Below are 21068 nucleotides of genomic sequence, written 5' to 3'. Positions count from 1 at the left end.
ATTATCGGTAACTGCTATAAATAGTTATGATTGATTATGAAAATTAAAACATTGGCTGATATTCTAACTGAGTCGGACTCCGACTCAGTTGGCTCTACCGAGAGCAAACGAAAAAAACCAATCAAGTATACTGCTAAAAACTTACCTAAAAAGCCAAGCAAATCTAGCAAGCGCTCTACCTATTCAAAGATAGACAGCTCATCTCTCGATGACTCTACTATCGATAACGCTTTTTTCGAAGCGCCCTCCTCTAGTACAACAAAAATCTCCAAATCTAAAAAACGTAAAAAGCGTTTCCATCCAGCAGCTAATTTTACTGCTGAGCCAAGTGATGCCCCCGCTTATCAACCGCCTGAAGCGCAAACGATTAAGGAGATGCTAGCAGAAGTTAAGTATAGCGTTCATAATGATGAAACCAATAACCGCTCTGCTATAGATAACAACGTTGAGCTATCCTCAAACGTTTTAGAGGATAAGAACGAATTATACCCTTCAAACAATAGCGAAACGGACAGTCAAAACGACAATATACCAGCTGCACTTAAGGCTTATTTACGTACACCTGAACAAAAACAAGCAGAAATCGATGCGATCAAAGCGGAAAGCCGATTGCGTTGGCTGGCATTTTATTATTTATCGCGCCGCGAATATGGCAAAGCTGAACTCAAGCAGAAACTGATCGATAAGGAGCAAAATCCAGAAGAAGTCGATGCCCTACTCGATGAGTTTGAAGAGAAAGGCTATCAGAGTGATTACCGCACCACCCTTATGCTCATACGTGAAAATATCCGCAAAGGTCGAGGGCGCGGACGCATCAAGCAAGAATTCTACCGCAAGAAAATCGCTATGCCAGGCAATATCGATGAGCTGATCGATATTGCAAATGCAGAATCGGATGAGTTTAGCGAGTTTGTAGAGGACAGTGAAGACAATATAGTCGATGGAATAGATTGGCTCAAACTGGCTGTCATCGCACGTACCAAAAAATACGGTGACAACGTCCCTACTGAGCAAAAGGAAAAAGCAAAACAACTGCGATTTTTGCAATATAGAGGGTTCAATACCGATGTCTGTTTCGCAGCACTCAACTACACAATAGATACTTTGGCTGAACGCTTTTGATTAATTCTCTATGACCTATCGTTAATTATCATATTGGTAATACGCTCTAAATAAAAAAAGAGCACATCATTAGATGTGCTCTATAGTCATGGTTTAAAAATTTACCGCTTAAGTAGTTCTAATGTCGTTAATTACTTCAGCGTGCCAAGACGGTTAGACAGTTGACCAATGATTTGATCGATTTCTTCATTTGCTTCCGCTTCATTGTCCAGGTTGCCATTAGGGGTTAGCTGGTTCATTACTTCAGGTAATAATTCAGCAAGTCCTTGACGTACTTCTGTTTCGTTGGCACCTGTACGAGCGGCCACTTGCTGGATTTCGCTTTCGTCAAACAAGCGATTGATTTCATTTGGGTCTAGATTGTCGTTGGCCTCGTTCGTACTCATCCAAGAGCGTGCTTGAGCGCCGTGTCCCATACCAGTGATTTTTGATAGTGCACCGCCTATACCACCATTACGCTTGATCCAGCTTAGTACCATCGGCATAAGAACAGCGATAAGCATTCCTTTACCACCAAAACCGCTGCTACTACGTTGACCACCTAATACACTACCCAAGATGTCGCCTAACCCACCAGCGCCTGAGCTCACACTACCACGTTGGTTACCGCCTGCCAAACCACCTATAATGTCATCTAAACCAAGACCATTATCTGGCTTGCGGTCATATTGCTGCGGATTATAACCACCAGCCTGGCTACTACCGCCAAGCACACTGCCTAATATATCACCTAAGCCACCTGTACGACGTGGTTCGACACGCTGGTTTACCGGATTACGCTGAGCGTCATCTGGGTTCATCGCGCTACGGGCAACTTGACTCACTAAATTCCCTAATAAACTCATTTTTTATTCCTCTTTGTCATATTAATTATAATAAAAAACCACCACCTAAGCCGACAGATACGTGCTTTTTACATGTATAAAATCTGCGACGTCGAGTGGTTGGTTTATATGCTTTATGCTTGTTTATTAATATAGCAAATGTCTTGGAACAGCAAGATAGGTGTTTTGTTATGACATGTAGGTGTTCGTAAGTTCATGGATATGAGGGTCAAGTTGACGTAAAAATTTGATAAAGCCCTATGAAGTTTACTCCATAACGGTATTGGCTATAACATTGAGCGCCCTCCAGTTCTCACTATTTACTTGGTCACGGAAGACTGTTATCGATAAAGGCTTTCGATAAGGCTCTGTTATTTTAAAATTAATAATAATTACCCATGGGTAGCGATGTACAGTGAGTAATTGAGCATGCCACAACTCATCACCTCGACCCGTGCGAATCAACAGCTGCCACTGTTTATCAAGATGTTGTCTTAGCGGCGGCTGGCTGATGCGTAACGGTGTCGGACGGGACATAACGAGATAACTGGCAACGGCTACTGAGACTACCAAAATAAGTACATACTGCCACAATACCAAAGATGCCAGCCATGCCAATACCATCATTAAGACGATTAGGCTGGCATAAAGTAACCACCGTAAACGGCTGGCAGTTTGAATAGCGGTATCAATGCGTAGTGAGGTTACCAGCGTCATATGAGTATGCTATGTAAAACGTCAAATATTAGAGTCATCAGTTGCGCTACTTCTACACCAAATCTTTGGTATGGCGCCAAGTTTTTATCTTATTCACTAACGCCCAGATATCATCCTCTTCTGGTCGATTCTGATTGGTAAAATAATCGAGCAAGTCAGGATCTTCATGCGTGAGCATCTGAGCGAAGGTCTCTTGCTCAGTAGCGTCTGCTGTTAGGTACAGCTCTTTAACATAAGGATCGATATAAAAATCTAATTCTTTTAAACCGCGGCGAGCCTGGTAGATAATACGGCGCTGCTCATTGGTTGGTTCTGGTTGGATAATATTGGTCATACAGATACTCTCATATTTTAAGTGGTTTTTAATAATCGGTTCAATAGTCAGTAAGAGATAGATTTTAGATATAGTATATAAATATTTATCACAGTAGCACACCTTATCCATCGTCTCGGCTTATCGGGCGACGCTAGTGAGGATATTCTGATAGTTGACTCCACAATGCCACTGCTTGCTGCATCATTCCTACATTATGCGTACGGATGATACTTGCTCCCTGTTGTAACGCAAATATCCCAGCAGCCATACCGACCGCATCACGTTCGATTGCGGTAGTCGTTTGTACTGCTTGGGCACCACTGTTAGTCAACACTTCTGCTAAGAAGCGCTTACGTGAGATGCCAAACATCATGGGTAACTGTAACGCCTGCAGTTTACCTAATTGACTCAATAATGCACAGTGGTGCTCATAATCTTTGGCAAAACCAAAGCCTGGGTCTATAATAATGTTATCTTTGTTGACACCAGAGCTTATCACTTCGTGAATGCGAGCAGTCAATTCTGCACTCACCTCACCTATCACATCGTCATACTGTGCCAGATTATTCATTGTGGTTGGCTCACCGCGCATATGCATTAGCATAACAGGTATATCAAGAGTCGCTGCCAACTCTGCTGCACCAGTACGTTTTAGTGCTCTGACGTCATTCCAAATATCAGCGCCAGCATCAAAAGCTGCCTGCATGACCTTTGGATTACTGGTATCGATAGATAGCCAGATACTATCACCGCAGTGCTGCCGGATTGCGTGAACCACTGGCACGACTCGCTGTAGCTCCTCAGTAGTCGCGACAGTGTCTGCATGGGGACGAGTAGACTCACCGCCAATATCAATAATAGTCGCGCCCTCTTCTATCATCTGCTGACAATGCGCAACAGCCTTATCTACACCGTTAAATTGCCCACCATCTGAAAATGAGTCTGGTGTGACGTTGAGGATACCCATGATATGAGGCTGCGACAAATTCAGTGTTTTGTCGCGACTGGTGATTTTATAGCTGGGTAAAGGCTGAAATAATGACATGACCGATCTCTAATTAATAATCTTTTTTAGCTGCTTTTGTCTGTGCTTATGATACCAGTAAATCTTATGCTGTCCTAAAACCTGTATAAAATGATGACAATAAAAAAAGCCCTTTATCATAAAGGGCTTTTTTGTCAAATACAGAGTAGCTTACATTTACATCGCTGGTAGTGGTGGCGGTGTAGTCCCAGTAGTTTTGATATCGTTCTTCGACAAGTTCACTTCGTTATGCTGATACACTCTAGGTGGACGTGGATCTTCTCCTGCTAAAATGTCCTGCAGTTGATCACGATCAATAGTTTCCCAGTTCATCAATGCATCAACCATCGCATGCATTTTATCTTGGTTACCTTCAATCAATTCACGAGCAATGTCATATTGCTCTTCTAGCATACGGCGTACTTCGTCATCAACCTTTTGCTGCGTGGCTTCTGAGATCGTACGGCCACCGCCACCAAAGTATCCTTGTGAATTGTCATCATCTTCATAAACCATGATACCAAGTGCGTCAGACATACCGTACTTCGTTACCATTGCACGCGCCATTTTGGTTGCACGTTCAAAGTCATTTGAAGCGCCCGTTGACATCTGGTTGATAAAGACTTCCTCGGCGATACGACCACCAAATAAAATAGCAATGTCACTTAGCATTTTTGATTTATACATGCTGGTTTGGTCATGTTCAGGCAGCTGCCAAGTCACACCGAGGGCAAAACCACGCGGCATAATAGTAACCTTATGCACAGGATCTGTCCCTGGCAACAGCTCCGCAACCAAAGCATGACCCGCTTCATGATAAGCGGTAGCACGGCGCTCTTCTTCGCGTATTACCATAGACTTGCGTTCAGGGCCCATGTATAGCTTGTCTTTGGCATCTTCGAAGTCATTCATGTCGACGCTGGTCTTGTTGCGACGTGCTGCGAATAATGCCGCCTCGTTTACAAGGTTGGCAAGCTGTGCACCACTGAATCCTGGTGTACCACGAGCAAGAGAACTGGCGTCTACACTGATGGTGTTCGGCAACTTTCTTAAGTGTACTTTCAAGATTTGCTCACGACCTTTGATATCTGGCAAGCCCACTTGAACCTGACGGTCAAAACGACCTGGACGCAATAATGCTTTATCAAGCACATCAGCACGGTTGGTTGCAGCAATAACGATAACGCCTTCATTGCCTTCAAAACCATCCATCTCAACCAATAATTGGTTCAATGTCTGCTCACGCTCGTCGTTACCGCCGCCCATGCCAGAGCCACGATGACGACCGACTGCATCAATCTCATCGATAAAGATGATACAAGGTGCACTCTTTTTCGCTTGTTCGAACATATCGCGTACACGTGATGCACCAACACCTACGAACATCTCAACGAAATCAGAACCTGAAATTGAGAAAAACGGTACTTTGGCTTCACCAGCGATGGCTCTTGCTAGCAACGTTTTACCCGTACCTGGTGGACCCACCATCAAGATACCACGAGGAATCGTCGCACCAAGCTTAGTAAATTTATCTGGATCACGTAAGAAATCGACCACTTCAACGACTTCTTCTTTGGCTTCTTCACAACCAGCCACGTCTTCGAAGTTCACGTTGATTTGGTCTTCAGTCAGCATTTTCGCTTTTGATTTACCAAAGCTCATCGGACCGCCGCCTTTACCGCCTGCACCGCCCTGCATATTACGCATAAAGAATAAAAACAGACCAATAATCAGTAAAATTGGGAAACTGGCTATCAGTAGTTGCATCAATACGCTTTGGCGCTTTGGTGCGGTCCCTTGGACTTCGACTTGGTTCTCACGTAGCATTGGCATCAACTGGTCATCTGACACAGCCGGTCTAATGGTCTCAAAAGATGAGCCATTTTTCTTTTCGCCGGTGATCTGTTCGCCGTCAATTTCGACACTGGCTACTTGGTTTTCTGACACAGCGGTCACAAACTCAGAGTAGTTAAGGTTATCTGGCTCAGATGATTGATCAAAGCCGCTAAACACCAGCACTAAAACGCCGATTACCACCAGCCACAATAAGGTATTTTTTACCATGTCGCTCACTAGTTATTCCCATCCCTTACTTATTGGTGTGTTTACTAAACACGTGACGTCTATAAACGTATTGCTCATTTTTGATAAACTTCCTGATACCAAAAACCTTGACTTAAATTTTGGTACTTAAAGAACAGCTTAAATACGGTTCTCATAGATACTCAATATAAGATGAACACTAATCTATCGCAGATGAGCCCATAAGACGCTTATTATCAGACGACTTTGTCTAAAACGTATGCTAAAAACAAAGGTAATATACCATGATATATGGCGCTAACCTGCATAATTCAAGCAGGTTTCACGATTATTCAGTTAATGAATGTAGCGCTTTTTATACGACCATAATGATAGTTTATGGTGACTGATTAACTCGCTTACAATAGTAGCAACTCATTGATGTTAAAACTATTTAATCGCTATCCAAAACATCTCTTTTGATCGCGGTCGCGAAGCCCCTGGCTTTATACTACGAATCTTACTAAAATCCTGCTGCATCTGCTTGCGTAATTCTTGTGTACCTTGACCCTGAAACACTTTCATAATAAGTGCGCCACCTTTTGGTAAGGTTGATAAAGCAAAGTCCACTGCCAGCTCGCATAAATACATCATACGCGGCTGATCGATAGCGCTATTCCCAGCCGTATTGGGTGCCATATCAGACAATACCAAGTCGACTTGCCTATCGCCTACTTCTGCCATAATGGCGTCAAACACTTCAGCTTCACGAAAATCACCTTGAATAAAGGTAACATTAGGCAAAGCATCCATCGCCAGAATATCAGAGGCAATCAAGATACCGTCGTCACCAACCAACTGTCCCGCTACTTGAGACCAACTGCCAGGCGCACTACCTAAATCTACAACCGTCATGCCTTTTTTAATCAGGTTGGTTTTTTCGTTAATCTCTAATAATTTATAAGCGGCACGGGCACGGTAGCCATCTTTTTGAGCCTTTTGTACATAATGATCGTCGATATGTTCTTTCATCCAAGCACTGCTGCTCTTTGACAGTTTTTTGTTTTCGATACGCGTGGCCAAAATACCTGCTCCTATGACTTGGCAAACTCAAATATACTCTTTTCAATTACGTTATGACTAGCAATCTAAACTCAATAAGACGTTGATTATTTTAAATGTATCATCGATTAAGCCATTTATTCATGATTGGTGACAAACTGACTAAATTCTATTGGTTAAAACACTGTTTTATAAGGCAGTAGCGTTTATAATATAACCAAACATTCAGTTTAACATTTCCGTCACGTAAAATCGTGCAAAATCCTGCGGATCTCATGCAAGACGGTCTCATATTATCTATAATGATCAATAACTGTTTCTGACAGTACCCTTTTTATTTTTACCAACACCTAGGAATTCTATGCAACTCGATAACGCTACTATCAAACGCTTAAAAGGCATCGGTCACGAGCTAAAGCCTATCGTTATGATTGGCAACAAAGGTATCACACCGACCATTACTGAAGAGATTGATCGCGCTTTATCAGATCATGAACTTATCAAAGTAAAACTGCCTGCTGGTACCAAAGAAGAACGTGACGTCGTTGGTGCTCAGCTCGCCAAAGCAGCCAATGCGTCTTTGGTTCACTCTATTGGCCGTATGGCACTACTGCTACGTCAAAACCCAAATGCAAACCCAAAACTGTCTAACTTAGCACGTCATGCGCAATAAGATGATGAGCTGATAACTAGGGTGTGTTCTCATTTTGAAAATATCAAAATACGCTCGAAATAATGACAGCAAATATAAAAGCCGCGATGTATCTTGCTCGCGGCTTTTATATTTGCTGGTAGCTGAAGACTTAATTGGCACCTGATACTAATGCTTAGTAGCCGTCATTTTCATTACTCTTTTATAATTACTATCGAGTTTTATAGACAATGAATCAATCTTTTACTCTCTGTATAGCGACAGAGTCATTAGAGCAAGATGCACAGCTGCTAGGCGTAACTACTGATGATCTGCAGCGTATCGATATCAAAGTAATCGCTGATATTATTAATCAGCCCGTACTACAATTACGCTTAACTTATCAAATCACCTTACCCAGTCACGTATTAGCAAGTCAATTGGCGTGGCCAGTTTGGCAGCAAGCCCGAGTAAAATTTACTGACTATCTATGGGAAGAGACCTGCCTTGAGTGTTTTATTACTGGCAGCTCCATCAGTGGTAAAGAGTCAACGATACGTCAGCAAACAGCGCCTTATATTGAAGTCAATGCCAGTCCTGATGGTCGCTATGCACTCTATAAGTTTAAAGGCTATCGTAACCCTGCTACCTTACCACCAACACCGCTATACGATACTGACGGACTCACACGCGTAGCTATCAACTGGTCTGATAGTGTCAGTCAGCCAGAAACATCTATAAAGAGCGAGCTATCACTAGTAAATTCGTCTTATCAATATGAACGTCGCTTTTCTATTCCTATAACTGAATTACCTAACCATAAATACAGCGTTGCCAATATAACCGTTGAGCAGATACATCCTTGTGTTATTTTGCAGTTTGGTGAGCACAGTTTATATTTTGCCTCTCAGCACGCCTCTCCACCTGATTTTCATAACCATGACTATTGGTCAAAATTTAAGCTTTAACGTGATGATGCTATGGGTTGTACTCACTCAGACACACTTATTACTAGATACATTTATCCTTAGGTGCACTTATTTAAAGCACAAAAAAAACTCAGCAATGTCATAAAGAGCATTACTGAGTTTGGAGAAAACTTTAGATCTGTTTAACCGATATTTATTTATCAGCCATCGCAAGGTAGATACCACGGTTAGATGCGTCATCGACATACTGCGAATCACGCCATGTCGTGTAGCTATAATTACCGCTGTATGGGCTGATGCTGTTTTGACGGAAGTCAGATACCCAGTCATTACCATCAAAAATCTGAATATGGCCATGTGGACGACTTGACGTACGGTTGTAGACAACCACATCGCCAACTTGAGGTGCCATATCATTACTGATTTTGGTAAATCCTGCTTGGGCTAGCGTGCCACGAGAGGCATACTGATACGCTGAAGGGTTCGGCGTAAACTCATAGCCTGCTGACTGTAATGCTTTACGTACATAGCGAGCACAATAGCCAGAGCTTCTAGATAGGGCTACTCTTGACGCATTTGCCGCTGCGATAGCAGGAGCAGAGTTGCGATCAGGAACGCGACTCGCTTGCTGCTGACGCTGCTCGTAAGACAAACGACTCGTCAATGAGGCAAGCTGATATTCTTTTTGTTTAGCATGAGCGCTTAGGTTATCAATGGCTTGACTGATCTCATCGTTGCTATATACATGAGCACCGCTATTAGTGCTATAGATGTTGCGACTAGAACCGTAGTTCGCAGAAGTAGAGATATTTGTGATGGTATGACTCAAGGTATTATTTGGTTGAAAGGTTGTTTCGGCAGCACCACTCGTCTGTGCTATGCCCATTCCCAATACTGACAAAATTAATAAAGCTTGTTTCATAAATTTACTACCTATTGTTAATACAAGTCTGCTCGTCATCCGTGACAAAGCATCGATTAATTTAGAGGATATAATTATCAGATAAACGTGATAAAATCCTGATCACAACAGCTCGTTCTTTTATAGTGACTAATACCAGTACCTTGCTTAGTCAACTGTCTCATAAACCCTATGCTATATACTGCTTCTAGCATGTCTGTTCTGAATATCGAATTTGTCACCTAATAGATGAGTCATTGCGATGTCAAAAAAACAGCCTAATCGGCTTGCCCAGCTTATAGATCATCAAGCTTTTGCTGGTAGCGCACTACCTCAAACTCTTGCTGATAACATGCGGCTGTATATAGAGGCGACCAATGAGGTAAAAGAGCTGCTGGTAGACTGTTTACCTGAGGAAATCCTCAATACCTGTTGGGTCGTAGGCTTAACCTCTGAGCAGTTAATACTCAGTGTAGGCTCAATGACAGCGGCCAATCATATTCGCTATTTACAAAACGCTTATTTGCAAGTGTTAACAGAGCAGTCAATTACATTTAAACAACTCAAGCAAATCCGCGTTGTAGTAGCTAAAATATCTACTGATAATCGTTCCTCTAAACAAGCATCAGTGTTATCAGCAACCTTATCAAAACCTTGTAAAGCCAATGAAAATCAGGCTCTTAGCCAAAACACAAGAAGGACTATATCACAGGCTGCAGAGCATGTCACCACTGATAAAAACCTCAAAAAAGCGCTTTTGCGTTTGATAAATGAGTAAAAATATAAATATTACAATGTAAAGTTATGTAAACAAAAACGCATAATGGCATGGATAACGCTGGGTTTTTGTAATCTATTACACAAAAAAAATCATCTGCCAGTTCCACTTATATCTAAAAGGGAACCAACAGATGATTTTTTATTTGCCTACAGCTTTTGTATACAGTGCCTTAGAAAGAAAACTAAAAAATTATCTAGACTATATATTCAAAATATGACATATTATATCAATGTAATCATAACGTCACTATGTAATATTACGTAAATGTTTCGATACTTCGTGTATATTCCTGTATTTATCCTTCAACCGCTAAACCATTCAGCGGTAAATACTCTATCGGGCATGTTACATTGTCATCAAAAGTTACAATTTCAAAGTTATCTTCATCAGATAATATCTCACGTACTAGCAAATTGTTTAATGCATGACCAGACTTATAGGCATTAAAACGTCCTATAATCGGATAACCAATCAAATATAAGTCCCCTAATGCATCTAAAATCTTGTGACGAACAAACTCGTCGTTAAAACGTAGGCCCTCTTCGTTAAGAATATTCATGTCATCAATAACGATAGCATTGTCCATACTGCCACCTAGAGCCAGATTGTTTTGGCGCATGGCTTCTATATCACGCAAAAAGCCAAAAGTACGGGCTTCACTCAATTGCTCAATGAAGTTCTGTGTAGAAAACTGTAGCTGTGCGTGTTGGAAGTTTTTATCGATAGCAGGATGATCAAAGTCAATCTCAAAATTCAATTCAAACCCGTCATAAGGGCGCAGCTCTGCCCACTTATCATCTACTTTTACGCGGACTGGACGGATGATTTTGATAAACTTCTTTGAAGCTTCTTGCTCACAAAACCCTGCATCAAGTAATAAGGCAACAAAAGGCGCTGCACTGCCGTCCATGATAGGTATCTCAGAGGCAGAAACACGAACGAGTAAATTATCTACCCCAAGTCCAGCAATCGCGCTAAGCAAGTGCTCTACGGTACCTACTCGCGTCCCACCGAATACTAGATTCGAGGACATCATAGTATCGTGTACCAAAAATGCATCTGCTGGGATAGGCTCGCTACCTACAATATCGGAGCGCTCGAAAACAATACCAGTATCAACCGGCTGTGGATGGAACTCTAAGTCAACAGGCTGACCACTATGTAGACCAGTACCTGTAACGGCTATCGCTGTTTTTATGGTTCTTTGGTTCATGGCTGTTTTCTCACATATTTTGTTACAATTGACATAGTGTACCATTACCTACGCCTAATTCGCTACAAATAAAAAGCGTTAATTTCCTTATCTCCTTGATTGATAACACTTATCGTCCCTATTACTATCCTTGTTGTAGCTCTATTCCTATAACTTTTATGTGCAATTTAAGGATTTAAGGTAATAGTTTTTGGACATACTTTTATAGTTTGAAACATTTTATCGTACGACGACCTTTATTATCGTTCCCTTATATACGAGTCCTTATATATAGGCACAAAAAAGCCAGCGTCTAAACGCTGGCTTCTTTGTATGAGGTTAAGACTATTTATTTTGTTGGCGCTTCAGATAGTCTTGGATACTATTGGTCTTCGTCTTTGTTTGCTCTTGAGGCGTACTTGGACGAGGAGCAGTATCCTGATGCATCTGAGCTTGCGAGTGCTTCTGGCTGTTCAATGCACTGGTATGCACATTAGGATCGACAGGCTGCGTGCTATTTACAGAAGGTACCGGTTGCTCAACCACTTCTGGCTCTTGACCTGCATTTTCATCCAAAGTCAAACCTGTTGCAATGACGGTGACATGCAAGTCATCGCCCATTTTTTCATCAATCACAGAACCATAGAAAATATGAGCGTCATCGATATCAGTGATTTCTTCAACGATGATACTAATTTTGCTCATCTCATCCAATGATAATGACTCGGAAGAAATGACGTTAACCAGTAGGCCTTTGGCATTTTCTAGACGTAAATCGTCAAGTAATGGTGATCTAATGGCTTTTTCAGTGGCTTGACGTGCACGATCATCACCACTAGCACGGCCGATACCCATCATTGCATGACCTTTAGCAGTCATTGCTGTGCGAATATCGTTAAAGTCAATATTAATCATACCTTCGCTAGCGATCGTCTCTGCAATACCTTGCACAGCATGCAACAACACATCATCTGCTTTTTTGAAGGCATCTTGCATAGAGATGTTACCGTACACGCTCATCAACTTATCATTTGGAATAGTGATAATTGAATCAACGAAATTAGTAAGCTGTTCAATACCTGCTTTAGCAGCTTTAATGCGCTTACCGCCTTCAAACTTAAATGGTGTGGTTACGACAGCTACTGTCAACACTTCCATTTCTTTTGCAATACGTGCAACAACTGGCGCTGCACCTGTACCAGTACCGCCGCCCATACCAGCGGTGATGAACACCATATCTGAATGTTCGAGCAATGCGCGGATAGATTCTTCTTCACTTTCAGCAGCTTCACGACCCACTTCTGGATTTGCCCCTGCACCTAGACCACGGTTTGTTTTGGCACCAAGCTGTAGCTTGTGCGGTGCAGTTAGACGATCTAGCGCTTGCTTATCTGTATTAGCACAGACGAACGTTACACCTCTAATTCCTTGTTGTACCATATGTTCAACTGCATTACCGCCGCCGCCGCCAACACCGAATACAGTGAAGCTTGCTTGGCCGTTGTTTTGAAGCTGATTATCATCTGGCATGGTGTATTTTGACATAAAAAAGATTCTCCAGTTGCAGATAGCGTATAGGTCGATACGTATTGACGCACTCATATGGCGCGCTATCGACATACTATATATAAATGTATTTAAATAGAACAGGGCTATAGATCAAATAGTTCAGCATAGACAATAATATGTCATTACCTCAAGGTATTACTTTTCTTGCTTAGCGTATTATTATCAGTATCACTTTAATCTTTTCTCAAGTTACTCATTGATGTCTTGTGAGCTGCTTAAACACTAAATAACTCATAAAACAGGACTATATTCAGAATACTACTATAGTATTTTTTTCAACACGTTAGCGAAGCGTTGCCCTGCGCTTTGAAAGACACCTGTGACTCGATTTTTTTGGATCGTATCAGGCTCGCTTTTTTCACTGCGGCGAAACTGCTCGCTTTGACTATATAATAGTGTACCAAAAGCCGTTTGATAAGCACGGTCGTTCACCTGACTATTAAGCTGCTTAAATGATTCATCATTATCAAAATGGTTATAGGCACTGATAGCAGGATGAGTATTGGTCAATACGACTGGCATTTTTAGCAGTCTTTTGGCAAAAGGTATCATGCCTTTGATTGTACTACCGCCACCCGTTAGTACGATGCCCTTATCTATATAGCCTATCAAACCCGCTTCATGTAACTGACGGGCCACTTCTGTAAATATCTGCACATAACGTGCTTCGATAATGCGTGCTAGATTATAGATACCGATATTGATTTCATCACTAGACCCTTGCGGCTTAAACAAGAAGAAAGCGCTAGGGTCAACGCTGGTAGCGTCAGCAGTTCCGTGAGATTTTTTCAACCGTTCAGCTTCGATCATTGATATGCCAAAATCAGCTGAGATATCCATCGTTACTTCGTGACTGCCAGTAGCAATACAATGGGTAAAGATTAATTTATTTTCTTTATAAACACAGATACTGGTCGTGCTGGCACCAATATCCACCAAGCACACGCCTTGCTGACGCTCTTCACTCATCAAGCTATATTCAGCACTGGTCACCGCATCAAATACAATGTGGTCGATACCGACGTCGCAACTTTGCAATAATTTTTGGATGTTTTGGCGGCTAGCGACTGGCATCATCATCATGTGATACATCACAGTAATGTTGTGTGCCATCATCTCAATGACGTCATCGACCATAAAATCTTGATCGTCGACGTAGATACCTTGCTGGCAACAATGCATAAGGTAGTAATCAGATGGTAGATCGCGTGATTTGGCATTAGACAATGCCTGTACCATATCGTTGGCGCGCACGACGTCATCTTCTACCCTAACTTCCCCTGCGCTGTTTTTACTAGATAATTCAGGCGTCGCTAAGGTTAACCACACACTATGCACGCGGCAGTTAGCAGTATCTTCAGCTTCTTGGATAGCTTGCTTGATAGCACCTTGTAGACGTTCACGATGCTTTATTTGACCTTGATAAAAATCGCTGTTCTTAACTTTCCCCACGCCCAAAATACGAATGTCTTTTGCAGAGACAACATTGCCAATAACGACATATACTGCCGTGGCACTTAAATGGACAACAACCAGATTTTCATTATTTTTCATGGTACCAGACAAATTATCGCTAGACAGGAGCACATACTATGTCCTCCTGTTGAATCGTTAAAAAAAGCGTTATTAACACGCTATGATGTTGTACATATATTATTCGTTTAAGACAAATAGTTTCAAATCAGGTCATAACCTCTCATTGATCCTACTATTGCTTTGCTTAGTGCTACTGTGGTTGTTCTGATTCCTCAACAGGTGATGCTGACATATCCCAAGCTATGGTAAAGCCGTTTTTATAACGTAAATCTACAGACTGTATCTCATCACGGCGTCCGCTTAACTGATTGCCAAGTAGCTGGCTTAGATTCAGTAACTTCTGCGCCGTGTTTTCATTATCAACAATAACGCGTAAGCCATTATCAAAACGAATCAACCACGTCATTCTTGGTGATAAGATAATATCGGCAACTTGCATATCAAGTGGTGTATACCAATCGTTGACCTGCTGCATTTGTTGCATAATAACTGGTGCTTGAGTCATCTCACCTTGTAAGGTAGCAAAACGTTCCTGAGTCAAATCGTTACTATCAGCGGGAACAAAAACAGCGCCCTTTGCATCGACCAGACGTTCTGTACCAAAGTTGGCGACCGCTTGCTTCGGTAAAGCGGTAACAACAATACCGCGTTGCCAGTCACGAGAGATACTCACTTGATCAACCCAGGCCAAACCCGTCGTAATATCTCGCAACACTTGTAGATCGGAAGTAAAAAAACTACTGACCTTTTGCTGATCCATCACCGTTTGCAACGAGTTATATTGGGCGCTAGACAATCCTTGGTTACTGACATGAATCTCAGCTGGCGGTGCATCACGCAGTGCTTTGCCACCCATTATCAATATCAGTACTAGCAATCCTATTACCAATATCATAAAAAGATATCTGACCGAATTCGGTATCTGGATTTTAGATACTGGGCGACCGGCTTTATCACTCATCAAGTCAGTTACCTCGTTGACAGTTTGAGCCATAACGACCTTTGTCCCTATATTTGCATAAAACTGATCATGCTCATTATTGATATAAATCTGCATACACTTTGCAGAAGCCTATTCATTCGATATATTATCAAAGTCTGTCAATAAAACGACTCGTACACTGCAATTATTCTTATTTAAACGTAACATTTTTCTTAGGTTATGAATAACTTATGAGTTATCTCTATCACAGAGATAAATATTATTAAACTAAATCCATTCTTGCAATATTAACGTATTTCATAGTCAAACAATAGCCTAACACTCGTTAGCAGCCTTGAATTTACACAAGTTTACATGAAGCTATGATATAGCAGCTTTAGCAACACGTTGAACACGCTAATAACGGTTAGTAGTATGGGATAAAAACACGACTATATAACTACAACTAACTATAGAACCGCAAATGACTTAAACAGCGAATAACTATACTGTCTGCGATAGTATGTGCCAGCACAATGTATCAAAGTCCATGCCGCGTGCTTTGGCTGCCATCGGGACCAAGCTATGGCTAGTCATACCAGGCACTGTGTTAATCTCTAGTAGCCAGAAATTGCCTGCTTCATCTTGCATGGCATCAATACGCCCCCAACCTTTTGCATCCACTGCACGAAATGCAGCAAGACTTAAATCTTGTAGATGCTTTTCGTCGGCAGCAGTCAATCCGCAAGGAATATAGTAGCTGGTATCATTGCGATTGTACTTTGCTTCAAAATCATAGAAGTTGGTAATGTCGGCAGGCTCAAGGCGGATGACAGGATAAGCTTCGTCATCGATGATCACGATCGTAAACTCACGACCCGTGATCCAGCGCTCAGCCATCACTGCATCACCGCACTGTACTGCGGTGGCATAAGCAGCAGGCAACTCATCTAAATGGTTGACCTTTGTCATACCAATGCTTGAGCCTTCGTGAACGGGTTTGATGATAAGCGGTAGCCCCAGCATGTTGACCACTTGCTGCCAGTCCGTATCGGCCGTCAATAATGAGAAAGGTGCAGTCGATAAACCACAACCTTGCCATAGCTGCTTGGTACGGACTTTATCCATGCCCAATGCCGATGCCAAAATACCTGAACCTGTCTGCGGTATATCAAACCATTGCAGTACACCTTGCAACAGACCATCTTCGCCGCCGCGACCATGTAACACGTTGAACACGCGATCGTACTCACGTAATTCTGTGATATCTTGATGCTTTGGATCGAAGTGAGTCACATCGACGCCTTGATTCTGAAGTGCTTGCAGGACAGCAGCGCCACTATCCAAAGACACACTGCGCTCATTGCTACTGCCACCATAAATGACGGCAACCTTTCCAAACTGCTTAGCGTCTTTTACGTGGCTGGTTACTGCGGCGACAGAAGTTTTATTGTCTGTTTCGTTTGGCGTAGTATCAACGTTATCTTGTTTTACTTGTGCAGCTGCGGCTAGCGCCATCTCTGGATTGATAATGGCTTGATTATGATTGCTTGTATTGTCTTTATTATTAGTCGTCATGAGGACAGCTCCTAAGTATTAGCTTACTTGATATAAAGGTTATTAGCGGCCAAGTCGACAGCGATCTGTCCCACGTTACCTGCACCTTGCGTGATAAGCATATCATCGGCTTTTAATAAACGCTGCATAACAGGGGCTAGATTGTCTTTGTCAATAATCGTTGGCTCAACTTCACCGCGCAGACGAATACTGCGTGCCAATGACTTGGTATCAGCGCCTGTGATCGGACTCTCACCTGCTGAATAAACATCCAATAGTAGTAGCTCATCCACACTTGATAACACATCAACAAAGTCATCATAGCAATCGCGAGTACGGCTATAACGATGCGGCTGAAACAACATCACTAAACGACGATCAGGAAAGCTCTGACGAGCGGCTTTGATAGTGGCGTCGACTTCTTTTGGATGATGACCATAATCATCAATCAATAAGACATTGCCATCATCGATATCTACAGAAGCATGCTGTTCAAAACGACGACCTACCCCTTCAAACTTCTGTAGCGCACGTTCAATCGCTGCATCATCTACCCCTTCATCAGTTGCCATCGTGATAGCGGCAAGCGCGTTGTAGACGTTGTGCGTACCAGGAATATTCAGCGTCAAACGCAACGGCTCACGGTCACGGCGCAATACAGTGAAGTGCGTTTTGGTGCCTTCAGTTACCAAATCGATGGCTTGTACGTCGTTAAAGGGCTCAAGTCCAAAAGTCAATACAGGGCGACCAATATCATCGATCATCGCATACAACTCAGGATCATCACCGCATACCACTGCTAAGCCATAAAATGGCATATTCTGCAAAAACTGAATGTAGGCGGCTTTTAGTTTATCAAAGCTGTTTTCATAAGTTTCCATGTGATCTTGGTCAATGTTAGTCACGATCGCGGCCATCGGGCGCAATGATAAAAATGACGCATCAGACTCATCAGCTTCTGCTACTAAGAAACGGCTGCTACCTAACGCTGCATTCTTACCAGAAGCATTTAGCTTACCGCCAATCACATAAGTAGGATCTAACTGCCCTTCTGCCATCATCGTAGTCAATAGGCTAGTCGTTGTCGTTTTACCATGAGCGCCTGCAACTGCAATACCATGACGATAACGCATCAGCTCACCAAGCATATCGGCACGGCGTACTACCGGTAGACGCGCTTCAAGCGCTGCCTTCACTTCAGGGTTGCTGCGATCAATTGCTGATGAGACGACAATCACATCAGCGTTGGCGATGTTTTTGGAATCATGGCCAATTGATATCTCGATACCAATCTGCTGTAGACGCTTAGTGACTAAGCTCTCTGCAATATCAGAACCACTGACTTGATAGCCTTGGTTCTTCATTACCTCAGCGATACCGCACATACCTGAGCCACCAATACCAATAAAATGTAAATGCTGAATACGGCGCATTTCTGGTATTTCAATCAAACGCTTAGGCAAGGCTTTGGCAGAGGTAGACATAAAATTTTCTCTTTATTAAAGGATAATAAAAATTAAAGAACAGTAGAAGGTGGTAAATGAAAAACAACGAGTGGCAAGGCGTAAACTACAGCGCTTGCCAAATAATATCAGCGACTTGCTGACTTGCGCTACGATTGGCTAAGGCATGACCCTTTTTTGCCATTGTTAGGCAGTTGTCGCGATTGAGTACCGCAAGCTCATCATGCAAACGCGCCGCGGTCAGCTCAGACTGCGGTAATAAGATTGCCGCATCATGTGAGGTCAACGTGCGAGCATTCGCCGTTTGATGGTCATCAACGGCATGCGGCAGTGGTACAAATATAGCGGCAATACCGACATTTTGGATTTCGGTCACTGTCAATGCACCAGCACGGCAAACGATGACATCTGCCCAGTTGTAGGCTGCGGCCATATCATTGATAAAAGGCTGTACAGTAAATTGATGCTTGCTTAAATCTTGTTCGCTATAAGCCTCCTGCGTGGCAGCTTCGTTGTTGCGTCCACATTGATGAAGGACTTCGAAGGGCTTATCTAGTAAAGCCAGCGCTTTCGGTACCGTATCATTTAATACTTGCGCACCAAGTGAGCCGCCCACAACTAATAGTTTAAGCGGTGCATTATCAGTCACATCGTAGCGTACTACCGGTTCTGCAACCCCAGTGATAGCATTACGCACAGGGTTACCAACGGTCTCAAGCTTAGCATCCTGCTCACTATTGGCAAAGGTGTTTTCAAAGGCTTGCAGTGTCTTTGCAGACAGCTTAGACAGGTAGCGATTGCTCATACCAGCAATAGCGTTTTGTTCATGGATAATCAACGGCGTACTGGTCAGACGTGCAGCCAGACCACCCGGTGCACTCACATAACCACCGAACCCAACGACCACGTCGATTTGATTACTGCGAATTATTTTTACAGCAGCCATCGTCGCTGATAGCAGAGTGACAGGTAGCTTTAATATTCGGCCAACGCCTTTACCGCGTAGTCCCTGCATATTGATGGCATGAAAAGGATAACCTGTCGGTTCAACCAAACCATTTTCCATGCCATTTGGGGTGCCTAACCAATGAATCACCGCGCCGCGACGGGTCAACTCATCACTTACTGCAAGCGCTGGAAAAACATGCCCGCCAGTACCAGCTGCCATCATCAATATCTGCGGTGTTTTCATGAACGCCTGCCTATCTTTGCTTTATTTATATGAAGAGTTTATCTTGCTGCTACGATGCCACTAACCAGAAATAATGACATGGCAAAAGCCCGCATAGTATAGAGGAAATCATTGGCTTGTATACAGTACTTTGTGCAGCAAAAACAACAAAAACCTCAGTCGTGAGCTTGCACGACTGAGTACTATATATTACTGATGAACCATCAAGAAGCAATGACTGGTTCCACCCCAAAACATGGATGCTATATCGTCAGAATACGTCTTGAACTGGAGGCAACTATACCGTAAATTTATTCTCAATCGCCATGATAAAGTCGGTTGCGATATCTGTACCGCATTGGTCGTCGATCTCACGTACACATGTTGGACTAGTGACGTTAATCTCAGTGATGCGCCCACCAATTAAGTCTAAACCAACAAACATCAGACCTTTTTCTTTGACAATCGGTGCCACAACTTCTGCCACTTGGCGCTCGATATCAGTCAATGGCATGGCCACACCGCTACCACCCGCTGCTAGGTTGCCTCGCGTCTCGCCTTTGCTTGGAATACGTGCCAAGCTATAATCGACCACGACCCCATCAACGATTAGCACACGCTTGTCACCGTCTTTGATCTCAGGTAGATAACGCTGCGCCATAATTGGCAACGTCTCAAGCTCCGTTAGCACCTCAATCGTTACGCCAATATTAGGACTATCGGCAGTTAGACGAAAGATACCGGTACCGCCCATACCATCTAATGGCTTGACGATGACATCCTGCTGTTCAGCGATAAACTGACGAATATGCGCCTGCTTGCTGGTCACAATCGTTGGGCTCATATATTCACTAAACCATGTCGCAAATAGCTTCTCATTACAATCACGGATGGCTTGTGGATCATTGACCACGAGCACGCCTGCCGCTTTTGCATGATCAAGCATATAAGTGGCGTAGATAAAGCGCATGTCAAACGGTGGATCTTTACGCATCAAAATCACATCGTAATCACTGACCGGACCTGTTGCTTTATCACCTAATGTATAAAAATCTGTAGGATCGCGCTTCACGGTAAGCGGCTGCGTGTCGATCATCAACTGCCCCCGGTCCAACCACAAGTCATGAATCTGACAGTAACCAAGTTGATGTCCACGGTCCTGAGCTGCCCACATCATAGCGAGACTGGTGTCTTTTTTATAATTGACCCGCTCGATAGGATCCATAATAACGAGGATCTTTAGCGGTTTCTTCTGGTTTTGTTGGTTCATTGCTTGACTCATAGTAAGGCTCACTTACGTTATATTGTTGATATGAAATAAACTCAGTG

The 21068-nt window shown here is 42.9% G+C and carries 19 protein-coding genes; 4 read left to right on the top strand and 15 right to left on the bottom strand.

All coding sequences use genetic code 11. From position 1 onward, the window contains the following. Nucleotides 1–36: 36 nt before the first annotated feature. Nucleotides 37–1122, top strand: coding sequence for a regulatory protein RecX (locus tag AC5JP1_RS12710; RefSeq protein ID WP_493844367.1), 1086 nt, complete (start codon nt 37–39; stop codon nt 1120–1122). Nucleotides 1123–1253: 131 nt separating this feature from the next. On the opposite strand, the gene AC5JP1_RS12705 is transcribed toward AC5JP1_RS12710, so the two are convergent. The 6 genes from AC5JP1_RS12705 to AC5JP1_RS12680 form a co-directional block, all read right to left on the bottom strand. Next, nucleotides 1254–1967: a YidB family protein gene (locus tag AC5JP1_RS12705; RefSeq protein WP_493844366.1), complete on the bottom strand. Its 714-nt coding sequence runs from the start codon at nt 1965–1967 to the stop codon at nt 1254–1256. 246 nt (nt 1968–2213) lie between these two features. Beyond that, on the bottom strand, nt 2214–2663 hold the full coding sequence (locus tag AC5JP1_RS12700; protein WP_493844365.1) for a hypothetical protein: 450 nt from the start codon (nt 2661–2663) through the stop codon (nt 2214–2216). A gap of 52 nt (nt 2664–2715) precedes the next feature. Then, the gene (locus AC5JP1_RS12695; RefSeq protein ID WP_443525756.1) at nt 2716–2997 is read right to left on the bottom strand and encodes an FAD assembly factor SdhE; all 282 of its coding nucleotides are present in this window, start codon (nt 2995–2997) and stop codon (nt 2716–2718) included. Between the two features lie 133 nt (nt 2998–3130). Next, on the bottom strand, nt 3131–4024 hold the full coding sequence (folP, locus tag AC5JP1_RS12690) for a dihydropteroate synthase (protein WP_493844364.1): 894 nt from the start codon (nt 4022–4024) through the stop codon (nt 3131–3133). A gap of 156 nt (nt 4025–4180) precedes the next feature. After that, on the bottom strand, nt 4181–6076 hold the full coding sequence (ftsH, locus tag AC5JP1_RS12685) for an ATP-dependent zinc metalloprotease FtsH (protein WP_493844363.1): 1896 nt from the start codon (nt 6074–6076) through the stop codon (nt 4181–4183). A 399-nt stretch (nt 6077–6475) separates the two neighbouring features. Continuing rightward, the gene (locus AC5JP1_RS12680) at nt 6476–7108 is read right to left on the bottom strand and encodes an RlmE family RNA methyltransferase (protein ID WP_493844362.1); all 633 of its coding nucleotides are present in this window, start codon (nt 7106–7108) and stop codon (nt 6476–6478) included. A gap of 340 nt (nt 7109–7448) precedes the next feature. Here AC5JP1_RS12680 and AC5JP1_RS12675 point away from each other — a divergent pair, with 340 nt between their 5' ends. Both AC5JP1_RS12675 and AC5JP1_RS12670 read left to right on the top strand, forming a co-directional pair. Next, entirely contained in the window at nt 7449–7760 is a 312-nt protein-coding gene (locus AC5JP1_RS12675) for a YhbY family RNA-binding protein (protein WP_319051418.1), read from the top strand. A gap of 209 nt (nt 7761–7969) precedes the next feature. Next, entirely contained in the window at nt 7970–8686 is a 717-nt protein-coding gene (locus tag AC5JP1_RS12670; RefSeq protein ID WP_319051417.1) for a DOMON domain-containing protein, read from the top strand. 154 nt (nt 8687–8840) lie between these two features. On the opposite strand, the gene AC5JP1_RS12665 is transcribed toward AC5JP1_RS12670, so the two are convergent. Continuing rightward, nucleotides 8841–9569, bottom strand: a complete 729-nt coding sequence (locus AC5JP1_RS12665) for a CHAP domain-containing protein (protein ID WP_319051416.1) — start codon at nt 9567–9569, stop codon at nt 8841–8843. A gap of 241 nt (nt 9570–9810) precedes the next feature. On the opposite strand from AC5JP1_RS12665, the gene AC5JP1_RS12660 reads away from it, so the two are divergent. Further along, on the top strand, nt 9811–10326 hold the full coding sequence (locus AC5JP1_RS12660) for a hypothetical protein (RefSeq protein WP_493844361.1): 516 nt from the start codon (nt 9811–9813) through the stop codon (nt 10324–10326). 298 nt (nt 10327–10624) lie between these two features. Here AC5JP1_RS12660 and lpxC read toward each other — a convergent pair whose 3' ends face one another. The 8 genes from lpxC to gshB form a co-directional block, all read right to left on the bottom strand. Beyond that, nucleotides 10625–11542, bottom strand: coding sequence for a UDP-3-O-acyl-N-acetylglucosamine deacetylase (gene lpxC / locus AC5JP1_RS12655; protein WP_493844360.1), 918 nt, complete (start codon nt 11540–11542; stop codon nt 10625–10627). A 324-nt stretch (nt 11543–11866) separates the two neighbouring features. Continuing rightward, a complete protein-coding gene (ftsZ, locus tag AC5JP1_RS12650; protein ID WP_443525746.1) occupies nt 11867–13066 on the bottom strand; it encodes a cell division protein FtsZ in 1200 nt (399 codons plus the stop codon). 285 nt (nt 13067–13351) lie between these two features. Then, a complete protein-coding gene (ftsA, locus tag AC5JP1_RS12645; protein WP_493844359.1) occupies nt 13352–14677 on the bottom strand; it encodes a cell division protein FtsA in 1326 nt (441 codons plus the stop codon). Between the two features lie 139 nt (nt 14678–14816). Further along, complete coding sequence (locus AC5JP1_RS12640; RefSeq protein WP_493844358.1) at nt 14817–15620, bottom strand: cell division protein FtsQ/DivIB; 804 nt, start codon at nt 15618–15620, stop codon at nt 14817–14819. Between the two features lie 432 nt (nt 15621–16052). Then, nucleotides 16053–17126, bottom strand: coding sequence for a D-alanine--D-alanine ligase (locus AC5JP1_RS12635; protein WP_493844357.1), 1074 nt, complete (start codon nt 17124–17126; stop codon nt 16053–16055). Between the two features lie 23 nt (nt 17127–17149). After that, on the bottom strand, nt 17150–18589 hold the full coding sequence (gene murC / locus AC5JP1_RS12630; RefSeq protein ID WP_493844356.1) for a UDP-N-acetylmuramate--L-alanine ligase: 1440 nt from the start codon (nt 18587–18589) through the stop codon (nt 17150–17152). An 85-nt stretch (nt 18590–18674) separates the two neighbouring features. Next, the gene (gene murG, locus AC5JP1_RS12625) at nt 18675–19760 is read right to left on the bottom strand and encodes an undecaprenyldiphospho-muramoylpentapeptide beta-N-acetylglucosaminyltransferase (protein ID WP_493844355.1); all 1086 of its coding nucleotides are present in this window, start codon (nt 19758–19760) and stop codon (nt 18675–18677) included. 277 nt (nt 19761–20037) lie between these two features. Further along, entirely contained in the window at nt 20038–21009 is a 972-nt protein-coding gene (gene gshB / locus AC5JP1_RS12620) for a glutathione synthase (protein ID WP_493844490.1), read from the bottom strand. Between the last annotated feature and the right edge of the window lie 59 nt (nt 21010–21068).

The sequence above is a fragment of the Psychrobacter sp. H29 genome, from assembly GCF_059073055.1.
This window is presented reverse-complemented; position numbering and strand designations above follow the sequence as displayed.